20 protein-coding genes and 1 pseudogene are annotated in these 21,036 nt (G+C 46.0%); 12 read left to right on the plus strand and 9 right to left on the minus strand.

Annotated features, from left to right (window positions below; genetic code table 11):
* Position 1: 1 nt before the first annotated feature.
* The gene (locus AC0OMA_RS01895; RefSeq protein WP_181218188.1) at positions 2–883 is read right to left on the minus strand and encodes a permease; all 882 of its coding nucleotides are present in this window, start codon (positions 881–883) and stop codon (positions 2–4) included.
* Between the two features lie 99 nt (positions 884–982).
* Complete coding sequence (locus tag AC0OMA_RS01900) at positions 983–1,837, minus strand: alpha/beta fold hydrolase (RefSeq protein WP_181218189.1); 855 nt, start codon at positions 1,835–1,837, stop codon at positions 983–985.
* A gap of 165 nt (positions 1,838–2,002) precedes the next feature.
* Here AC0OMA_RS01900 and ffoR point away from each other — a divergent pair, with 165 nt between their 5' ends.
* Entirely contained in the window at positions 2,003–3,013 is a 1,011-nt protein-coding gene (ffoR, locus tag AC0OMA_RS01905; protein ID WP_181218191.1) for a ferredoxin--NADP(+) reductase, read from the plus strand.
* Positions 3,014–3,044: 31 nt separating this feature from the next.
* Here ffoR and cobA read toward each other — a convergent pair whose 3' ends face one another.
* The 5 genes from cobA to nasB form a co-directional block, all read right to left on the minus strand.
* Positions 3,045–4,496, minus strand: coding sequence for a uroporphyrinogen-III C-methyltransferase (gene cobA / locus AC0OMA_RS01910; protein ID WP_181218193.1), 1,452 nt, complete (start codon positions 4,494–4,496; stop codon positions 3,045–3,047).
* A gap of 60 nt (positions 4,497–4,556) precedes the next feature.
* Positions 4,557–4,877 (minus strand): nitrite reductase small subunit NirD, encoded by a 321-nt coding sequence (nirD, locus tag AC0OMA_RS01915; RefSeq protein WP_160221330.1) that lies wholly within the window; start codon positions 4,875–4,877, stop codon positions 4,557–4,559.
* A gap of 31 nt (positions 4,878–4,908) precedes the next feature.
* Positions 4,909–7,326: an NADPH-nitrite reductase gene (gene nasD / locus AC0OMA_RS01920; RefSeq protein WP_047182058.1), complete on the minus strand. Its 2,418-nt coding sequence runs from the start codon at positions 7,324–7,326 to the stop codon at positions 4,909–4,911.
* Positions 7,327–7,446: 120 nt separating this feature from the next.
* Positions 7,447–9,579: an assimilatory nitrate reductase catalytic subunit NasC gene (nasC, locus tag AC0OMA_RS01925; RefSeq protein ID WP_181218194.1), complete on the minus strand. Its 2,133-nt coding sequence runs from the start codon at positions 9,577–9,579 to the stop codon at positions 7,447–7,449.
* A 6-nt stretch (positions 9,580–9,585) separates the two neighbouring features.
* Complete coding sequence (gene nasB, locus AC0OMA_RS01930; RefSeq protein ID WP_174616573.1) at positions 9,586–11,901, minus strand: assimilatory nitrate reductase electron transfer subunit NasB; 2,316 nt, start codon at positions 11,899–11,901, stop codon at positions 9,586–9,588.
* Positions 11,902–12,080: 179 nt separating this feature from the next.
* Here nasB and AC0OMA_RS01935 point away from each other — a divergent pair, with 179 nt between their 5' ends.
* The 5 genes and pseudogenes from AC0OMA_RS01935 (at position 12,081) to zinU (ending at position 16,528) form a co-directional block, all read left to right on the plus strand.
* Positions 12,081–13,286, plus strand: a complete 1,206-nt coding sequence (locus AC0OMA_RS01935; protein WP_003246358.1) for an MFS transporter — start codon at positions 12,081–12,083, stop codon at positions 13,284–13,286.
* Positions 13,287–13,402: 116 nt separating this feature from the next.
* Positions 13,403–14,317, plus strand: coding sequence for a GTP cyclohydrolase FolE2 (gene folE2 / locus AC0OMA_RS01940; protein WP_015382727.1), 915 nt, complete (start codon positions 13,403–13,405; stop codon positions 14,315–14,317).
* Entirely contained in the window at positions 14,314–14,898 is a 585-nt protein-coding gene (locus AC0OMA_RS01945; protein ID WP_015382728.1) for a L,D-transpeptidase, read from the plus strand. Before folE2 ends, AC0OMA_RS01945 begins: the two co-directional genes overlap by 4 nt.
* Positions 14,899–15,126: 228 nt before the next feature.
* Positions 15,127–15,307 (plus strand): annotated as a pseudogene (locus tag AC0OMA_RS01950) (hypothetical protein).
* Between the two features lie 27 nt (positions 15,308–15,334).
* Positions 15,335–16,528: a zinc metallochaperone ZinU gene (gene zinU / locus AC0OMA_RS01955; RefSeq protein ID WP_133953712.1), complete on the plus strand. Its 1,194-nt coding sequence runs from the start codon at positions 15,335–15,337 to the stop codon at positions 16,526–16,528.
* A 47-nt stretch (positions 16,529–16,575) separates the two neighbouring features.
* On the opposite strand, the gene AC0OMA_RS01960 is transcribed toward zinU, so the two are convergent.
* On the minus strand, positions 16,576–17,256 hold the full coding sequence (locus tag AC0OMA_RS01960) for an amino acid ABC transporter permease (protein WP_015382730.1): 681 nt from the start codon (positions 17,254–17,256) through the stop codon (positions 16,576–16,578).
* A 9-nt stretch (positions 17,257–17,265) separates the two neighbouring features.
* A complete protein-coding gene (locus tag AC0OMA_RS01965; protein ID WP_181218198.1) occupies positions 17,266–18,129 on the minus strand; it encodes a transporter substrate-binding domain-containing protein in 864 nt (287 codons plus the stop codon).
* A 161-nt stretch (positions 18,130–18,290) separates the two neighbouring features.
* Between AC0OMA_RS01965 and AC0OMA_RS01970 the strand changes: the two genes are divergently transcribed.
* The 6 genes from AC0OMA_RS01970 (at position 18,291) to AC0OMA_RS01995 (ending at position 21,003) form a co-directional block, all read left to right on the plus strand.
* Positions 18,291–18,488 (plus strand): hypothetical protein, encoded by a 198-nt coding sequence (locus AC0OMA_RS01970; RefSeq protein WP_144052033.1) that lies wholly within the window; start codon positions 18,291–18,293, stop codon positions 18,486–18,488.
* Positions 18,489–18,537: 49 nt separating this feature from the next.
* The gene (locus AC0OMA_RS01975) at positions 18,538–18,963 is read left to right on the plus strand and encodes an RDD family protein (protein WP_181218385.1); all 426 of its coding nucleotides are present in this window, start codon (positions 18,538–18,540) and stop codon (positions 18,961–18,963) included.
* Positions 18,964–19,044: 81 nt separating this feature from the next.
* Complete coding sequence (locus tag AC0OMA_RS01980) at positions 19,045–19,377, plus strand: YckD family protein (RefSeq protein ID WP_015252849.1); 333 nt, start codon at positions 19,045–19,047, stop codon at positions 19,375–19,377.
* A gap of 127 nt (positions 19,378–19,504) precedes the next feature.
* Complete coding sequence (locus tag AC0OMA_RS01985) at positions 19,505–19,927, plus strand: MarR family winged helix-turn-helix transcriptional regulator (protein ID WP_181218387.1); 423 nt, start codon at positions 19,505–19,507, stop codon at positions 19,925–19,927.
* Complete coding sequence (locus AC0OMA_RS01990) at positions 19,915–20,256, plus strand: DUF3147 family protein (protein ID WP_032724911.1); 342 nt, start codon at positions 19,915–19,917, stop codon at positions 20,254–20,256. Before AC0OMA_RS01985 ends, AC0OMA_RS01990 begins: the two co-directional genes overlap by 13 nt.
* A gap of 18 nt (positions 20,257–20,274) precedes the next feature.
* Positions 20,275–21,003, plus strand: coding sequence for an AAA family ATPase (locus AC0OMA_RS01995; RefSeq protein ID WP_021481826.1), 729 nt, complete (start codon positions 20,275–20,277; stop codon positions 21,001–21,003).
* Positions 21,004–21,036: the final 33 nt, after the last annotated feature.

Below are 21,036 nucleotides of genomic sequence, written 5' to 3' on the forward strand. Positions count from 1 at the left end.
ATCACCCCTTTACCAGTAGTGATCCCGCTAAAACAATCACGACAATGTACGTAATCAGCAGGAAAACAAATCGTTTTTTGAAGGCCGCAAGCATCATCAATAGATTCTTAATATCCACCATCGCGCCAAAGACGAGAAAGGCGATTAACGAGCCTAATGAAAATGTGCTGCTGAAGGAAGACGCGATGAACGCATCGACCTCTGAACAAAGCGACAAGACAAACGCCAGTCCCATCATCACGAGTGAAGAGGATACATCATTCTGCCCGATCGCAAGCAAAGTGGATGTTTTGACATACGTCTGCATAGCGGCTGCGATAAAGGCGCCGATGATTAAATATTTTCCCACGGAGAAAAATTCATCAATGGCGTGACGCAAGGTCCCTCCCAGCTTTTGAAGCAGGGTGTGATGATGATGATGGTGGCCGGGTTCATCAGGCTTTAAAAGCTGGTTATCCCTAAATTGATAGGATAAGATGATCCCGATGATCAGCGAGACGGCGAGAGCCAGTCCGCCTCTGTAAAAGACAACGCTCCATCTATTCCCGAACGCAATATAAGTAGAAAATAAAACGATAGGATTAATGATAGGCGCGGTCAGCATGAAAGCAACGCCCGCATGCAGAGGAACTCCCTTTAACAGAAGCCGCCTCGTAATCGGGATGATGCCGCATTCGCAGGCGGGAAATAAAACGCCGGCCAGCGCACCGAATAAAACGGCGAGAAAACGGTTTTTCGGCATGATTCTTGCAATCACTTCTTCAGAAACAAACATTTGAATGATTCCGGAAAGTATGACGCCAATCAGAATAAACGGAATGGCTTCTATTAAAATGCTGATAAAAATAGAATTCAGCTGAAGAAAAGATGATTGTGCTGTCACAATAAAACCTCCGCTCATGTTAAGCTGCCTTTCTTATGATACCAGAAAAAAAGGCACTGCTTGTTTGACGGAGGAGGGGAAAGGATCGTTTCACTTTGGTTAGGTTTCCAAAAAGCCGAGTAGGATACTGTCTGTTTCTGCAGCTTCTTTTCCGAGCCAAATCAGATGCCCCCATGAGTGAAGCAAACAGAGAGAAGCGCCACGAATGTGCTCTTTTGCATGATGTGCATGTGACAAGTCAACCAATCCATCATAAACACTTTGCATAATCAGCACGGGACATATGATGGCTTGCAGCTCTTTTGAAGAGACAGCGGCGGTTTGTGACAAGTCAAGCAGAAATCCTTCACCCGAGCGCTGCCGGCTGTTCATTTTCCGAAATGCTTCTATGTCTTTTTCATCCATCAAGGACTTGATTCGCTGAAACGGAATGGTGCTGAATTGGGGGCTCATAGCTCGAAACATCAAACGCGGGAAAGCGTTATTCAAAGAAGAAATCAGCTTCCATATCCACTTTTCCACCGGCGGGCGGAAGAGAATTCTCCCCAATTTATATTCAGTGTTTTTTGGAGTGAGCCACTCTTTGGTGACCGCGGATTGCAGGGTCAATGTATTTACTCTTTCCGGATAATGTGAGGCAAAGCATATGCCGCTCGGCCCTCCTGCTGAGATGGCGATCACATGGACACTATCGATTTGTAGATGATCTAATAATTTCACATAGAAACGGCAGGCGTTGGCAAGACTTTTTCCAATTTCTTTTGACGTTCGTCCATAGCCGGGCCTTGAAGGCGTAATGATGGAATACCCTTGCAAAATCAACGCTGTGTATCCGAATTCCTCGTAACAATTTGAATGCCCGCCATGCATGACAAGGATTGGGGTTCCCTTGCCTGTCACAGAATATTCTAGTGTACGGCCATCGAAGGTGATCGTTTCGACTCGTCTTTTCATCTGTTTCACCCATTTGTTTTTTGCCTATTATAGAGTTTTCAGCAATTGACCACAAGGTAGAAGAAATGAATAAACAAAGGCCCTTGAAATATGATATACTTTGTATTGATATTCATTCTCAATTAAAATTTTGATATAGATGTGAACGAACGGGAGGCAGGACGCATGGCTGAGAATCAAGAGGTATATGACGTTACGATTATAGGCGGGGGGCCGATTGGGCTGTTTACTGCTTTTTACTGCGGGATGCGGGAGCTGAAAACAAAGGTAATCGAATTTTTGCCGAAGCTCGGAGGGAAGGTGTCTTTATTCTTTCCTGAGAAAATCATTCGCGATATCGGCGGCATACCGTGGATTGCGGGAAAGCAGCTGATCGAGCAACTGAAGGAGCAGGCGGCAACGTTTGATCCTGATATCGTATTGAATCAGCGTGTGACCGGGTTTGAACGCCTAGATGACGGCACCATTGTACTGACGGGTTCTGAAGGGGAAAAGCACTATACAAGAACTGTGATTTTGGCTTGCGGCATGGGTACGCTTGAGGTCAATGAGTTTGACAGCGAGGATGCGGCCCGATATGCGGGCAAAAATCTTCATTATGGAGTGGAGAAGCTCGATGCGTTTAAAGATAAGCGCGTGGTGATATCAGGCGGCGGAGATACTGCGGTTGATTGGGCTAATGAGCTTGAACCGCTTGCGGCGTCTGTGACTGTCGTTCATCGCCGCGAGGAATTCGGAGGAATGGAAAGCAGCGTGACGAAAATGAAACAATCATCGGTGCGGGTGCTTACTCCTTATTGTCTGGAGCAGCTGAGCGGCGATGAAGAGCGCATCAAAAGCGTGACGATTTGTCATACTGAATCAGGCCAAAGGGAAGATATAGAGGTTGATGAGCTGATCATTAATCATGGTTTCAAAATTGATCTCGGGCCGATGATGGAGTGGGGGCTGGAGATTGAAGAAGGCAGGGTGAAAGCCGACAGACATATGCGAACGAATCTTCCGGGCGTTTTTGTGGCGGGCGACGCGGCTTTTTATGAAAGCAAGCTGAGATTAATTGCCGGCGGCTTTACTGAAGGCCCGACAGCAGTCAACAGCGCTAAGGCTTATTTGGATCCTAAGGCTGAGAATATGGCGATGTATTCAACCCATCATAAAAAATTGGTACATAAATAAAACAGCCCTTGGGGGAAAGGGCTGTTTGCCATCAGCTGTGAAGGAGTTTTCTTTCCGCTTGTTGGTTTTGGATGAAAGCAAATAATTCATCCTGATCTTGGATGGCTGTGAATCCATAAGCCCCGGCAGCTGAGTCATCGCCTATACAGACGATAGGAGGCCGGCTTGCTGACGGTTCCGGCGACATGCCAATTTGTTCGCCAGTATTGATCAATTGCTGAACGGACAGCTTGTTCGGGCAAATGACCATGTGCAGCGGGGATTCACTGATGGTACGCTGAATCATGTGGGTGAACCGGTCATCTATGACGTTTTCATGAGTGATATAAAACGAACAGGATTCATGCTTTTGCATGTTTTCCACTGCATGGCGGCTTCCCACAACAAGACGTTTCTCTGAATCAGGCTGAATGGCGGTGACAAGAAAGCCCCGTTTCTCAAGCTCTGTCTTTGCTTGCTCAGATGCTGCACTCAGTTTGGCTGTCAGCTGGCGGATGTCGATTTTCTGAGAAGCCAGTGCTCTGAAAAATTCACAAACCGCCCGGCGCGATGTGAAAAAAACGTCTTTAAAGGTGCCAATCTTTCGAAGAATGTCTTCATTGACTGGCATGTTTTCGGTACGCCATTTCGGCCACTCGATGACATCGGCGCCGGAATCGCGCAGCTTGTCTGCAAGCGGGTCTTCATCTTCGCCATGAGTCACAACCATCAAATGCCGTCCGATAAGCGGTTTGCTTTCAAACCAGCTGTGTGTTTGAAAGTTGACGATGTCTCCGATGACGATAATCGCGGGGTTTGTAATCTGGTGTTCCTGCACTTTTTGCTGGATGTTCTCAAGTGTTCCTTTCACACTCCGCTGGCGGCCCCACGTTCCCCATTGGATGACAATGACAGGGACAGAAGGCGATTTCCCGTATGAAATAAGCTGCTGGCAAATATAAGACAAGTTCTTGACACCCATGTAAAAAACAAGGGTTTGAACGCTTCGGGCCAGCCCTTCCCAGTCAAGGTTCGGCGTGCCTTTTAATGATTTATCATGCGCTGTAATCATGGCAAAAGACGATGCAAAATCCCGATGCGTGACGGGGATGCCCGCATATAGCGGCGCTGCAATTCCAGAGGTGATTCCCGGCACCATTTCATAGCGAATGCCGTGCTCATGAAGAGCATCTGCTTCCTCGCCGACTCTGCCGAATACGCTCGGATCTCCGCCCTTCAAGCGAACGACGGTTAACCCATTTAATGCTTTTTCAACCAGCAGGGCGTTAATTTCTTTTTGTTTCATAAAATGGCGGTCTGGCAGTTTTCCGCAATAAATAAACTGACAATCCGGTGATGCAAATTCGAGCAGCTTCGGGTTGGCGAGCCGGTCATATAAAATCACATCTGCTTCCTCGAGCGCCTGTTTTCCTTTGATGGTGAGCAGGCCTGGGTCGCCGGGTCCGGCTCCCACGAAATATACGATTCCGTTCTTCATGATCATGTCATCCTTCCGTCACTGTAAAAAATGAAGGACCACTAGAAAAGTGATCCGGTCTTTTGATCAATATACGAGATAAACATGTTCTCCTTCGATCAGCGTTTCATATGTTTTGACGCATCCGTGGTCAGGTTCTTGGACGATTCCGTCTTTTAAGGAAATTTTCCAGTCATGCATCGGGCAGAAAACATATTCACCGCTGACGATGCCTTCTGCCAGGACGCCGCCTTTATGCGGACAGCGGTTTTCGATGGCGCGGATGCTTCCGTCTGAAAGCTTGAAAACCGCGAGCTCCTTATCTTCAATATACACTGTTTTGCCTAATTGTTCAGGCAATTCTTCAATTTTTCCGATACATACTTTTGTTACGTCTTTGTTTACCATGTCCATTCCTCCTCAATGATTGTTTTTGTCATTATGATGTGGTCACGACATTTTCAAATAATTCTTTAGAGGTTTGTTTATCCTCTAAAAAGTCTTTCCACGGATCCTTGTGGACAGAGAGTGTTTCATTCATTCGGTCGTTAAGCTCCTGCCGCTTTTCCGGATCGTTTAACACGGATTGGACATGGGATAAACCGACGCGCTCAAGCCATGCGGACGTACGCTCCAGATAGTTTGCGGTTTCCCTGTAATATTGCAGGTAAGCGCCTGCGTATTCTAAGACTTCTTCATTTGTTTTCACCTTCATCAGCAAATCGCCGGCACGCAAGTGGGTTCCGCCGTTTCCGCCGACATAAAGCTCCCAGCCTCCGTCGATGCCGACAACGCCAAGGTCCTTAATGCCGGATTCCGCACAGTTTCGCGGGCAGGCAGACACGGCCATTTTGACTTTGTGAGGCGTGTTCAGCCCTTCGAATTTTTTCTCAAGCGCAATGCCCAGTGCCATGGAGTCTTGTGTGCCGAAGCGGCAGAATTGCTCGCCTACACATGTTTTCACTGTGCGGAGCGTTTTTCCGTACGCATAGCCCGACGGCATATCAAGATCTTCCCATACCTTCGGAAGGTCTTCTTTTTTCACGCCGATAAGATCAATTCGCTGGCCGCCTGTCATTTTCACGAGCGGGATCTCATATTTGTCAACGACATCGGCGATCTTGCGCAAATCTGTGGAGTTGGTCACGCCGCCGTACATCCGAGGAACGACTGAGTATGTTCCGTCTTTTTGAATATTGGCGTGCATTCGTTCATTAACAAAGCGGGATGTCCGGTCATCCTCGTATTTGGTTGGATTGATCATGCCTAAGTAGTAGTTCAGAGCCGGCCGGCATTTGGAACAGCCTTCTGGTGTTTTCCAGCCGAGCACATTCATGATTTCTCTTGTATGTGACAGCCCTTTGGCTTTGATTTCTTCTACGACTTCATCTCTCGACAATGTGGTGCAGCCGCAAATGGCTTCTTTTTGCGCTGACGCATCAAAGTCTGATCCGAGCGTATGCTGGAGGATTTCTTCTACGAGCGGCTTACAGCCTCCGCATGAGCGGGATGCGCCAGTGCATGCTTTGATTTCGTCCGTTGACGAGCAGCCCTTTTCCTGTATGGCTTGAATAATCGCACCTTTTGACACGCCGTTGCAGCCGCAGATGATTTCATCGTCGCTCATCGCTGCGGTAATGCTTGTGCCTGCTTCTTGGCTGAGAGGCTGTAAGATTGATATTTTAGAGGTTTCAGAGATATCGGCTTCTTTTTGAATCATAGAAAACAGGCGATTGCCTTCACTGCTGTCGCCGAATAAAACAGCACCGACAATTTGATTGCCTCTCAGGACGATTTTTTTATAGATGCCGTCCTGCTCATCGAAGACTTTAATCGCTTTTTTCTCCTCTGATTCGTTAAAGTCACCGGCAGAGAAGACCTCGACGCCTGATACCTTTAACTGTGTGGAGAGAACGGAGCCCTCATACGGTTTTGTTTCGATGCCGCAAATATGCTTTGCCAGCACTTTTGCCTGTTCATAGAGCGGCGCCACAAGCCCGTAGGCGATTCCGCGGTGCTCGGCACATTCGCCGACCGCGTAAATGTGCGGGATTTCAGTCTGCATATAATCGTTGACGATGATGCCGCGGTTAACCGGAATGCCGCTCTCGGCCCCGAGTGTTGTATTCGGACGAATGCCGACAGCCATGACGACTAAATCAGCTTCAATGCTTGTGCCATCTTTGAAGCGGAGGCCTTCGACACGGTCATCACCGACAATTTCTTCGGTTTGCTTTTCAAGTAAAAAGGTCATACCTTGTTTTTCTAACTCGTTTTGCAGCAGGCGTCCTGCCGTTGCATCAAGCTGGCGCTCCATCAGGAATGGGGCAAGGTGGATGACGGACACATCCATGCCAAGATTCAGCAGTCCGCGAGCTGCTTCCAAACCAAGAAGTCCTCCGCCGATGACGGCTGCTTTTTTATATTGTTTTGACGCGGCGAGCATTGTGTCTGTATCTTTTATATCCCGGAAAGCTGTGACGCCTTTTTTGTCTGCACCCGGAATCGGAAGGATAAAAGGGACCGAGCCTGTCGCCAGAATCAATTCATCGTAAGGCTGGATTCTGTCTGCATCTGTGATGACTGTTTTGTTTTCCGTGTCCACTTTGATGACTGTTTCATTTGTATACAATTGAATGTTGTTTTCTTCGTACCAGTCCCAATCGTTTAACGTAATATCTTTAATATCTGTATCGCCTTGAAGCACTTTTGACAAAAGGATTCGGTTGTAATTGGGATGCGGTTCGGCACCGAAAATTGTGATCTGAAACTCGTCTTTAGCAACACTCAGTATCTCTTCAATGGCCCTTACCCCGGCCATTCCATTACCAACAAGAACTAGCTGTTTTTTTCCCATCAGATGATCCGCTCCTTATCAATGTTTTTTCCAGCGTAGCACAGCAAAAAGGAATATTTAAGATACATGTTATAAAATGTAACAAAATATACGAAAAGTTCTAAAAATTTTATGAAAAATTTAAATAGGTCTGATTCGGACGGCGCATACCTTAAAACCGGGCATTTTACAGGCTGGATCTAAGGCTTCCCCGATTAAATCATTCACATTTTGAGCGTCTGTCCAATGGATGGGAACAAAAACGGTATCTTTTCTGATTTGTTCTGATAATTTGCTGCGGACGGTGATGCTTCCCCGCGGCGATTCTATTTTTACCAGTACACGGTCCTCGATATTGTAGGTCGCTGCTGTTTGCGGATGGATTTCCATAAACGATTCAAAATGTCTCGCGGCAAGGGCGGCGCTTTTTCTTGTTTGGACGCCTGTTAAGTAGTGAGACATGACTCTGCCTGTCGTTAAATAAAGCGGATAATCGGCTGTCGGCTTCTCTTTTGGAACAGGCGGTTCGTTTGGAATCACACTTAATGCCGCTTTTTGATCCGGATGAGCAAATGATTCTGTAAACAAGCGCCGAGTTCCGGGATGATCAGGTTCCGGACACGGCCAATGAATTCCGCCTTCACGTCTGAGCCTGCCGTATGAAATGCCTGAATAATCGGCAATCCCGCCTCGGCTCGCTTCTCTCAATTCATTAAAAATATCCTCCGCTGACGTATAAGAAAAGTAGCGGCCCTTGCCGAGAGCGGATGCGAGATCACAAATGATCTGCCAATCATGCTTTGCTTCGCCGGGACATGGCCGGCTTGCTTCTCTTAATGTCACGCGTCCTTCTACATTTGTCATGGTGCCTTCATCTTCTAAGTAAGAGGAGGCGGGTAAAATCACATCTGCGTATTTCGCAGTCTCAGAAATAAACAAATCGATTGCAACAAAGAATGTCAGTTTACTTAAAGCCTTTTTCACGAGATTTGCATTTGGGCTGGAGACAGCAGGATTGGAGCACATAAGGAACAGTCCTTTGATGTCGCCGTCATTGATTTTTTCCATCATTTCATAGGCTGAGACACCTTTTCGCGGCAGATCATCCTGATGGATTCCCCACACTTTCGCAATATGTGCCCGGTGTTGTTCGTTTTCAATAGATCGATAGCCCGGAAGCTGATCGGCTTTTTGGCCATGCTCTCTTGCACCTTGCCCGTTGCCTTGTCCGGTGATCGCCCCGTAACCTGAGTAAGGCTTGCCGATTTTCCCTGTGATCAGCACCATGTTTAAGAAGCCTTTCACAGCCGCTGTTCCATCGGTTTGCTGTTCAATCCCGCGGGCTGTAAACAGCATGCCGGATGTTTCCTTGGCAAACTTTACAGCAGCTTTTCTTATATCCACCAGCGGGACACTCGTCTGTTCGGCGATGTCATTCAGGTCCAACGAGTCAGTATGCTGCTTCAGCTCTTCGAATCCATTTGTTCGTGATTGAATGAAATCCTCGTTTATAAGCTGTTCGTCAATGATGATTTTGACGAGGCCGTTGGCAAGAGCGGCGTCTGTGCCGGGTTTGATTTTCAGATGAAGATCGGCGATTTTTGTTGTCGCTGTTTCACGCGGATCAATGGCAATGATGTAAGCTCCGTTTTCTTTCGCTTTTTCAAAATATGGCATAATCGTAGGCTGGCACTCCGCGATATTGGTGCCGGCCAGAATGATCACACGGGTGTGGGGAATGTCTGATAAGGGATTCGTTAAGCCTCTGTCCGCGCCGAATGTTTGGTTGGCTGCGGTTGCTGCGGCGGACATACAAAGCCTCCCGTTGTAGTCGATGTATTTTGTCTGTAAGCCCACCCGTGCGAATTTCCCTAACAAATACGCCTCTTCATTTGTAATCGAGGCGCTTCCGTATACCGCCATGGCGTCATGGCTGTGTTCTGCCTGGATCATCGTCACTTGGTCTTTCATGTAATTCAATGCTTCTTCCCAGGAAACAGGGATAAACTCGCCGTTTTTCTTCAGCAGAGGGCGGGTGATGCGAGAGGAGTTCAAGGCATGCTGGTGAGCATTCATGCCCTTCATGCATAGCCGACCCTGTGTTGTAGGATTATCAATCCCGATCGCAGTGTATTTTTTGCGCGTGACGATGGTTTGTTCCACGAGCTGCATTTTGCACTGCATGCTGCAAAACGGGCATTGAGTGTCATATGTTTTTTCTGATTGGACGTCTTGCTGTTTATCACGGAAATATCTAAGCAGTCGTTCAGTCAAAATGCCTCATCCTTTCTTATATGCGCCCGTCTCTACAGTCGGGTTTTGAATCAGTGACAGATCTGTTTGGAGGCTTTCCAGCAGCTGTGCCCTTAGGTCTTCTTCGAATAGCACTTCTCTGATATGAACGATCCCGAGACGGTCTATCCACTGATGAACAGCTTCTAAGTAATGAGCCGTTTCCCGATAATACTGGATCAGTCCTTTGATCATGCCGGCAGTGCTGTCTTCATTCTCAGTCACGCAAAACAGAGCTCCTGAACGGGCATGAGTTCCCCGGACGCCGCCGATGTAAATGTCCCAGCCAGCTTGTGTCCGAATTGCGCCGACATCTTGCAGGGCGGCATCGGTGCAGTCTGTTTCACATGATAAGCTGATAGAAATGGGAGCAGGTAAGGGAAGCATCTCAAGTTGTCTTTCGATTTGGGCTGCCAGCTGCTGAATCGATCGATTTTGCCCGCATGTACATGCTTTGATGCTTTGCAGCGCGTGTCGGTGTTCATTGGTGTAAACGGGCATTTTCAGGTCTTTTTTTATATTCGGGAGATCCGCAGGCTTGATCCCGGAAAGCTTCAGCCTTTGGCCGTGAGTGATGGATACGTCGGGAATGCTGTATGCCTCAATGATGTTGGCGATGGTTCTTAGCTGCTCCGCGTTTGTCCGTCCGCCGTACATTTGCGGAATCAGGATGCATGCCTCTTCAGTGGCTGGCTCCGGCTGGACAAACCCGGGGTACAGCATTTCCAGATAGTATTGAATCGCAGGAACACAAGTACTGCATCCTTTTTTTGTTTTCCAGTCAAGCTGGTTCATCACTTCTGCCGGATTAGTGAATGGCCTGCGCTGAAGCTCAGCGATGATGTCGTCTTCTGTAAAATCAGTACAGCTGCAAAACGAAGGTGTGCCGGCGGGCTTCGTATATTCGCTGTTGGTCATGTGCCTCAAAAGGTCTTCAACGAGCGGTTTGCATCCTCCGCAGGACCCAGTGGCTTTGGTGCAGTGCTTGACTTCCTCAACAGTTGTTAAGCTTTTCGTGTTCACCGCGTCTTCAATCGCGCCTTTCGTCACTGTGTTGCATTGGCAAATCGTTTCACTGGAAGGCATGGATTCAAATAAAGGGCCGCTTGTCTCCGGTTCGATGATCTGCTTTTTGACAATGGAGATGTCTCGTTGTTTAAGCAGGCTGTCGAGAAGCCGCTGCTTGTCACGGGTGTCTCCGAATAAAATAACGCCGGCCAGTTTGTCATCTACAAAAAGCGCTTTTTTATAAACGCCTGCTTGTTCGTCGTAGATTTTGATGCTCGTCGTGCGTTCATCCTCTTGGATCTTTCCTGCTGACCACACATCGATTCCAGCTATTTTTAACGCCGCAGATGGTGCTGAGCCTTGATATTTCTCACATGGAACGCCGCAAATATGACAGGCGAGAGCTTTTCCCTGCTCATAAAGCGGAGCCACCAATCCGTACACCGTTCCGTTATGCTCGGCGCATTCACCAACGGCGTAGATATTCGGTTCGCTTGTCTGCATGAAGTCATTCACGATGATCCCGCGGTTCACTTTGATTCCAGCGGATACAGCCAATTCAATATTCGGTCTGACGCCGGCCGCCATCACAATCAAGTCTGCTTTTAATGAAGAGCCATCTTTAAAATGGAGTCGGTCTGCCTTGGTGGTGCCGGAAATGGAGACGGTGTCTTTCTCCAAAAGAAAGGTTAGGCCTTTTTGTTCCAGCTCTGTTTGCAGCAGCCGCGCCGCTGTTTGATCGAGCTGTTTTTGCATAATGCCGGCGGAGTGGTGAATGACACTGACATCCATACCGAGATGCTGTAAACCGACTGCAGCTTCCAGTCCTAATAAGCCGGCTCCGATTACCGCAGCCTTTTGAAAGTGCTGGGCCATGTTCATCAGCGCTTGGCAGTCTCCTATTGTCCGAAATCCATAGACGCCTTCTTTGTCTGCCCCGGGGATAGGGAGAATATGAGGGGAGGAACCTGTTGCCACAATGAATTTGTCATAAGACAGGATGCGCTTGCGATCCGTTATGACCTGCTGCTGATCTGTATCAATTTGAATAACCGTTTCGCCTGTGTAAAGCGTGATCCCGTGCTTGTCGTACCAATCCTTGCTGTTCAGTGTAATATCATCGAGTGACGCTTCACCCTGCAATACAGAGGATAAGAGAATGCGATTGTAATTGGGATGCGGCTCGCTGCCGAAAATGACAATCTCAAACATGTGGCGATTCAGCTTTAATACTTCTTCAATACAGCGGATTCCGGCCATGCCGTTTCCCGCTAACACCAATCTTTGTTTCTTCATGTATCAGACCTCCTTTGGCGAAGCTCGTAAGTTTTCTCCTATTAAAAATTATGTCACAATGCACTGTTAACGCATTAAACGTGTCACAAAAACTTACACATGTCTTTTCCAGAAAATAATGGTCCTATATCCTTGATTCAGAAAATGTAAAATAATGAGGGTCTAGAAAGGGGAATCTTATGAAGCTGTCGGAACTGAAAACTAGCGGTCATCCACTCACTTTGCTCTGTTCCTTTTTATACTTTGATGTCAGTTTTATGATATGGGTTATGCTTGGGGCGCTGGGTGTTTATATTTCTCAGGATTTTGGCCTGTCTCCTTTTGAGAAAGGGCTTGTCGTAGCTGTGCCGATTTTATCTGGATCTGTGTTTCGTATCATTCTTGGTATTTTAACGGACAGAATCGGACCGAAAAAAACGGCAGTGATCGGGATGCTGGTGACGATGATTCCGCTGCTTTGGGGGACATTCGGCGGCCGTTCCCTGACTGAGCTGTATGCCATCGGGATTCTGCTTGGCGTGGCGGGGGCAAGCTTTGCTGTAGCGCTGCCTATGGCCAGCCGCTGGTATCCGCCTCATTTGCAGGGACTTGCGATGGGGATTGCTGGAGCGGGGAACAGCGGCACGTTGTTTGCAACCCTGTTTGGCCCTCGTCTGGCAGAGCAGTTCGGCTGGCACATTGTCATGGGAATTGCGCTTATTCCATTATTGATCGTCTTTATTCTTTTTGTATCCATGGCAAAGGATTCTCCTGCACAGCCGTCTCCCCAGCCGCTCAAAAGCTATCTGCATGTGTTCGGGCAAAAGGAAACATGGTTTTTCTGCCTGCTGTACAGCGTCACATTTGGCGGATTTGTCGGGCTCTCAAGCTTTTTATCAATTTTCTTTGTTGATCAATACCAGCTGTCAAAAATTCACGCGGGCGACTTCGTTACATTATGTGTGGCGGCGGGGAGCTTTTTCCGGCCTGTCGGGGGCTTGATTTCGGATCGTGTCGGCGGCACGAAAGTTCTTTCTGTACTGTTTGTCATCGTGGCACTGTGTATGGCCGGAGTCAGCAGCCTGCCATCTCTTTCAATGGTTATTGTTCTATTGTTTGTCGGAATGATGGGGCTCGGAATGGGTAACGGTGCAGTATTCCAGCTCGTGCCGCAGCGTTTTCGCAAAGAAATTGGCATGGTGACGGGAATCGTCGGTGCGGCCGGAGGAATCGGAGGGTTTTTCCTGCCGAACATCTTAGGATCTCTCAAACAGATGACAGGCACATATGCTATCGGTTTTATCACGTTTTCCTGTATCGCGCTGCTGGCGTTTGCACTTGTCCTTGCCGCAGGCTATTACTGGCGGAAAAGCTGGAGCGCGGAAAGCAGCCCGGCGGATGTTTAGGATTTTGACGGACACGCATTTGTGCGTGTCTTTTTTATTTTCTCTTGATTTTCAACAGTGAACCGATCAAAATAAATAGTAATTATTACGATTTGTTAGTGAGAGGAGTTTTCTGAATGAATCAACATACGCTGCTCCCGAAAAAAACGGAGCGTCTTCAATACTTTGGATCGGTCAGTCCGATCAAAGGCGAGAAACCAGTGGAAAAAGAGAAAATGAAGGACCTGCAAAATATCAGGAAGGATTATTTTTTTGACATTCAGCATGTAGGTGTCGCTAATGTGTCCCATCCAGTCACAATCACTTCTGCCATGATGCCTGCCGAGCAAACAACGGCTGCGAACTTTACAATGACTTGTAATTTGCCGAGAAATCAGAAGGGGACTAATATGAGCCGGTTAACAGAGCTGCTGCAAGTCTATCATCAAAACGGCTGGGTTCTCTCATTTTCCTCTCTTCAACAATTTGCGAAAGAGCTTGCAGAAAACATGGACATATCATCTGCCACAGTTGAAGTGAGGTTTCCGTGGTTTTTCGAACGGAAAAGCCCGAAGCTTGAGAAAGCGGGTTTGATGCATGCTGATATATTCATGTCTGTCACCTATCGCAAAGATCAGCCGTTTAAACAGCGTGCCGGCATCTCAGCAAAAGTAACGACTCTGTGCCCTTGCTCCAAGGAAATCAGCGAATACAGTGCCCATAATCAGAGGGGAACGGTCAGCATTTGGGCGGATATTCATCCGGCCGCATCGCTGCCAAGTGATGTTAAAGCTGATTTGCTTCACGCCGCAGAATCAAATGCTTCTGCGAGACTGCATCCGGTATTGAAGCGGCCTGATGAAAAAGCCGTGACAGAAACGGCCTATGAAAATCCGAGGTTTGTTGAGGATCTCGCCCGGCTGATTGCTGCAGATTTGTTTGAGCTTGAATGGGTGTCAGCCTTTGAGATTGAATGCCGCAATGAAGAATCGATCCATCTCCACGATGCCTATGCGAAGCTGTGTTTTTCGAAGGAAGTGGATAAAATATGAAACTCTCATTATTCATTATTGCAGTTCTTATGCCAGCCTGCCTGCTGTCAGCCTGCTCCGATCATGCAGAAGAACACGCAAGTATCAATACAAAGAAAACGGTCGAAAACATAACGGACGTTCGAAAAACAGCAAAAACAAGCATTGATTGGACAAAGCCTTCGGGCGGAGAATACCCGGATATTAAACAGAAGCATGTCTGGATTGATGTGAATGTGAAGGAGCAGAAGGCTTACATCAAGGAAGGAAGCAACACCATCTATACAATGATGATCTCTTCTGGTCTTGATCAAACAAAAGATGATGCTACGCCAAAGGGCACCTTTTATGTAGAGCCTGAACGGGGAGAATGGTTTTTCTCCGAAGGATACCAGGAAGGCGCAGAATACTGGGTATCATGGAAAAATCACGGTGAATTTCTATTTCATAGTGTGCCAATGACTAAGGATCAAAAAGTCATCAAAACGGAAGCAGAAAAACTAGGAACGAAAGCATCTCACGGATGTATCAGGCTGACCATTCCAGATGCGAAATGGGTATATGAAAATATCCCTGAACATACAAAAGTGGTGATCAGCTGAATTGAAAACCGTTGACAAAAAGGAAAAAAGACCATACAATTTAAATCGTAACAATTACGTTTTGTGATAAATAGCTTATCAATGGCTGTGCATCTGTGAAAAGCGGAAAGGCTAAGGATCTTGCTGTCATTGATCCCCGTGAAGGACCTCTTGAATGCGAAACGAAACCCACCGCATTCTGATGAGATATTTGCGCTCTCCATCGGTTCAGTAACGCAAGTGGAGCAATTGCCTTATGCAAGCTGCGGTTTTCCGATTGTAGGCAAGGGCAGGGATTTGCGGTGGGGAAAAAGGATTAAACGCGATTGGAGCCTTTACGGATTTAGAAATCGGGTGGCAGCGAGAAATGAGCGCGAAAAGCTGCTCTACACCATTGTACATACGGCGAAGTATTCAATTTAAATCGTAATCATTCTATTTTAATGGAGGCACTATTATGAAAAAAATTCCGGTTACCGTACTGAGCGGTTATCTAGGTGCGGGAAAAACAACATTGCTGAACAGCATTCTGCAAAATCGCGAAGGCTTGAAAATAGCGGTTATCGTAAACGATATGAGCGAGGTGAACATTGACGCGGGCTTGGTTAAGCAGGAAGGGGGCCTTTCCAGAACAGATGAAAAGCTTGTGGAAATGTCAAACGGCTGCATTTGCTGCACGCTTCGCGAAGACTTATTAATTGAAGTTGAGAAGCTGGCAAAAGACGGACGGTTTGATTATATCGTCATCGAATCGACAGGAATCAGCGAACCTATCCCGGTGGCCCAGACTTTCTCTTATATCGATGAAGAGATGGGAATCGATCTTACAAAATTCTGTCAGCTGGATACGATGGTGACAGTGGTTGATGCCAACCGTTTTTGGCATGATTATCAGTCAGGCGAAAGCCTTCTGGACCGCAAAGAAGCATTGGGGGAAGAGGATGAAAGAGAAATCGCCGACCTCTTGATCGATCAAATTGAGTTTTGCGATGTACTGATCTTAAATAAATGTGATTTGGTCAGCGAGCAAGAGCTCGAACAGCTTCAAAACGTTCTTCGTAAACTGCAGCCAAGAGCCAGGTTCATTCGTTCCGTCAAAGGAAATGTAAAACCGCAGGAGATTTTGCATACAGGATTATTTAACTTCGAGGAAGCGAGCGGATCGGCCGGCTGGATTCAAGAGCTGACGGCAGGCCATGCGGAACACACCCCGGAAACAGAAGAATACGGTATCTCTTCATTTGTATATAAGAGACGTTTGCCGTTTCATTCTACACGATTTTACCGTTGGCTGGATCAAATGCCAAAGAACGTGGTACGTGCCAAAGGAATCGTCTGGTGCGCATCTCATAACAACCTCGCTTTGCTGATGTCGCAAGCAGGTCCGTCGGTTACGATTGAGCCTGTATCTTATTGGGTGGCGGCGCTGCCGAAGCTTGAGCAGGAGCAAGTCAAGCAGCAGGAGCCGGAAATCCTGGAGGAGTGGGACCCGGAGTTCGGCGACCGCCTAACACAGCTAGTTTTTATCGGAACTGACCTGGATGAAGAAGCGATCACGAAAGAGCTTGATCAATGCCTGCTGACTGAATATGAATTTGATTCCGACTGGTCGCTGTTTGAGGACCCGTTTAAATGGAAGCTGAATCAATAGAAAAAAAGCCGTCCCCTGGGGGCGGCTTTTTTTAATGAAACGTTTGTTTAAACATAATGAGCGTATTTTTTCTCAAGGATATTCTGAAAGACCGCGGCAATGGAGCAGATGGCCCAATAAATGAGAGCGGTCAGAATATACATGGTCATATAATCAAACTCTCTGCCCCCGATGATTTTCGCATGCTGGAGCAATTCCGGCACTGTAATCATCGCAGCGAGAGATGACGCCTTGATTAAGTCGAGCAATACATTGGCAAGCGGAGGCAGCGCAATACGTATCGATTGCGGCAAAATGATGCCCCTCATCGTCTGCCAATAGGAAAGACCCAGCGAGGATGCGGCTTCCCACTGCCCTTTTTCGACGGATGAAATGGCTGAACGGTTAATTTCCGCAATGTAGGCGGCGCTGTTTAGGCTAAACCCGATTAAAGCAGCCGTGACAGCGGAAAATTCAATGCCGATATAAGGAAACCCGAAATAAAGGATAAACAAAATCACCAAAATCGGAACGCCCCGCATAAATGAGATATAGAGCTTCGCCGGCCATCTTAACAAAGCAAGTTTAGACATTCTGGCGAGTGATATAAACAGGCCGATCACAGTTCCCGCAAACATGCTTACAAAAGAGATGAGCAGTGTATACCCAATGCCTTTTATGACATAAGGGAACGATTCAATAGCCAGCTTCGTGTTGAAAATATATTCCCATTGAATGCTACTAATCATGGCGTCCGATTACAAATCAACGTCCTGAACGTCGGCATCAATTTTTTTTGATACATCTGCTTTATTGAAGAATTGTTTCGACAGTTTAGTCAAAGAGCCATCCTTGCTCATCTCTTTCAATGCTTCGTTCATCTTTTGCTGAAGTGCCGCATTGCTTTTTTTCATGACAAGGGCCTGTTTGTTCGGCATGTACTTGATGTCAGGATGAATTGTAATGTTGAGATCCGGGAATGCCGCGAGCGCAAGTGTCTGCAGGTAATAGTCGTTTAAAATGACGTCAGTGCGTCCGTTGGCAACATCTTTTAAATATTGCTCATTCGTCGCATTATCATAAATCACTTCTTTGGCGCCGTATTTTCTCGCGACATCCATGTAGACGGTGGTAGCCGCGCCAGCCGCTTTCTTCCCTTTTAAATCCTTAAGCGTTTTAATCCCTGATAAATCGTCTTTTCGGACAATTGCCGTGCCGTATGAATATTTATATGGAGTGGAAAATGCGAACTTCTCCTCACGGTCCTTCGTGACATCGATGTCATTTGCGGCTGCGTCAACCTGTCCGCTGTTCACCGCTGTCAGCATCCCGTCAATGCCCATCTCCTTGAACTCAACCTTCAGCCCCAAGCGTTTTGCCGCTTCACGAACAACTTCAACCTCGTAGCCCGTCAGCTTATCGGAGCCTGAGTCAGTATCGTGATAAGAAGTGGGATAGAGCGTGCCTGATGTAGCGACTACGATTTTCCCTTTGTCCTTGATTTGCTCCCAGCCTGTATCCTTGGAATCGGATTCATTTTTGCCGGAACAGGCTGCCAATATAAGAAAGAAAGCCATTGTGAAACTGAATATAACGGCTTTGGAATGCATGAATGATTTCACCTATAGTTCCCCCAATCTGTTAATCAACTAAAAAGATAGCATTGAACATAAGGGGTTGCAATATGTTGATGACGTTTTCAAAAAGTTCGAATTGTGTATACAAAAGGCATGGGTGGGTGTTTAAAAGCGTCTATGAAGGGAAGAGGTGATGAAAAAAGGAGTTGTCCAAGGATGAATGCCAGGCGTACCAAGGAAACGCATGTGAAAGTGAAGGATGCAGCAGACCCGTCACTCATCTATGCCAATACCGGAAGAAATGGTCAAGAGGCATGAAACCGATCTTCAGAATAAATTTAAGTTTTGCTGATGCCCCTAAGGCATATGATATATTCGATGAGAAAGAAAATGGAAACATTTAAACCATAATGGGGGAGTCAAATGAATATTTACAAACCAGCCTGATTTTGGATCAGACTTGGAGCTGCATTGTTAGACTACATTATAGTCTCCGTGCCTCTTTTGCTGATCTATTGGCTGATTACAGGAAAAGACCCGAACGACAGCATGTTCATCAGTTTGGTTGTTCTGCTGTACTCTATTTTGCTGCCAGTGTTTTGGCGCGGTTATCTTATCGGAAAAAGGATATGCGGAATCAGAATCGTAAAAAAAGACGGATCACAGGTCAGCCTGTTAACAATGTTTTTACGGGTTATTGTAGCCGGCCTGGTTTACGGTATAACCTTCGGACCCGGCTTGATCGCCAGCCTGATTCTGATTGCCGTACGAGAAGACAAACGGACCCTGCATGATTTAATCGCGGGAACATATGTCACTTATGCGACACCAGGTGAAGAAGAACTTAATGCTGACGAAGAGATTAGAAAGAGCGAATAATGGTTCGCTCTTTTTATTTTTATGCATAAAAAATACAAGGCAGCAAACCATATGAAAAATAGGATTGGAGGAATAAACTGGATGAAACGAATAACGATCAACATCATCACAATGTTCATTGCAGCGGCTGTCATTTCTCTGACCGGTACAGCTGAGGCCGCTGAAAAACAGCAGCAGCCTCCCGCAAATGTTACACTGACAGATCAGCAAAAGAAAGAGATTGAACAACTGGAAGCAGAGATTCTTAAAAAGCGCAAAGACGTGATCTCAAAGTATGTACAATACGGTATCCTGCCTAAAGAAAGAGGAGAACACATCAAAAATCACTTGGACAAACACTTTGAAATGATGAAACAAAACGGCTTTGTTCCAAAGCATCATCCTCATCCGCATAAATTTGAAAAAAGACATTAAGATGGAAAGCATCCAATGGGAATTGGGTGCTTTTTTATTGTTAAAAGTTACTGAATGAATTTTCCGAAAAAATATATCGCTTTTGTTGATTATATCTTATAATAAGATATAAATGGGGTGTATAATGATGGAAATGGATTTAATCTCTAAACTTAATCAGCAGTGGACAGATATTTATTATTTATTACATTATCAACATAAAGATAATATTTCTCACCAGGCAATACGGATTATGCAGCATATTGAAAAGCAAGGTGAGGCGACAATAGGAGCTTTGGCTGAATACTTGTCTGTCTCTCACAATACAGCGTCAGAGCATACTAAACGTTTGATTCAAAAGGGATTTATAGCTAAACGGCGAAGTCAACAGGATGAACGAAAAGTTTTAGTTTTCTTAACACAAGAAGGAAGATCTGTTCTTGAACAGCACACACAGCTAGATAAAGAGAAATTAAAAGAAATGATTGAACGAATGAGCACATCAGAAAAGGAATTACTTGAACAGGCATTTGAACTTTTAAGTAGGGAAGCTAAACAATGGCAGTTTTAAGTAAAGTAATCATCTCTGCGTTGATTATCGGTTTTGTTACTGAAATATCAAAAAGACATCCGACCTATGGCGGCATCATTGCCGCTTTGCCCTTGGTCAGTTTATTAAGCCTTTTTTGGATGCAAATACAAGGTGAAAAAACAGCTCAATTAAGTCAATTTGCATCTGGTGTGCTTACAGGAATCCCAGCTACAGTTTGTTTACTAGCTATTTTGGCTTTTTTGCTAAAAATTCATGTGCCGTTTTGGTTTGCATTATGTGTTGGAATACTAGGATGGGCTATGTTTTTATGGATGCAGAAGATCTTTCTCAATATATTATTTAACTGAGTATAGAAAGGAGATGCTATGTTTTTAAAAAAGGTTACTCTTCTTCGAGATAAGATTTTGGACTTTGACAGATTTCCTTTTACTATCCCGGCTATAAGTCAATTAAATGACATCTTATTTACTAGCCAAGTGACTTTTTTTGTGGGGGAAAATGGATCTGGAAAATCTACTTTGCTTGAAGCGATAGCAGATAAGTGTGAATTCAATACAGCGGGCGGAAGCCGAAATAATGTCTATGAATTACGGGAGTCAGATTCCCATTTAGGAGATTACATACGTTTATCTTGGCTTCCAAAGGTAACAAATGGCTTCTTCTTAAGGGCTGAATCGTTTTATCATCTTTCTCTTCATCTGGATGAGATGGAACTAGATGCTCCTCAGCCATACCGTTCCTATGGAGGGAGGCCGCTACACAATCAATCACATGGAGAGTCCTTTATGTCTCTATTCCGTCATCGTTTTAAAGAGAAAGCGATTTACCTTTTAGATGAGCCAGAAGCAGCACTTTCTCCAGCTAGACAATTAGCTTTTTTGAGAGTTATACATGATTTGGTGAAGGGCGGAAATGTACAGATGATCATTGCGACTCACTCCCCAATCCTACTGGGCTATCCCAATGCTAATATTTTAAGCTTTGATGGTGGAAGAATACATCATATTGAATATGAGAATACAGAGCATGTTCAATTAACACGATATTTTCTTGGACAAAGAGAAAAAATATTAGCTGAGCTGTTCCGCGACTAACATCGAGTTGATATGAAACGCGTTTCATAGCCT

The sequence above is a fragment of the Bacillus sp. AMCV2 genome (assembly GCF_056033925.1).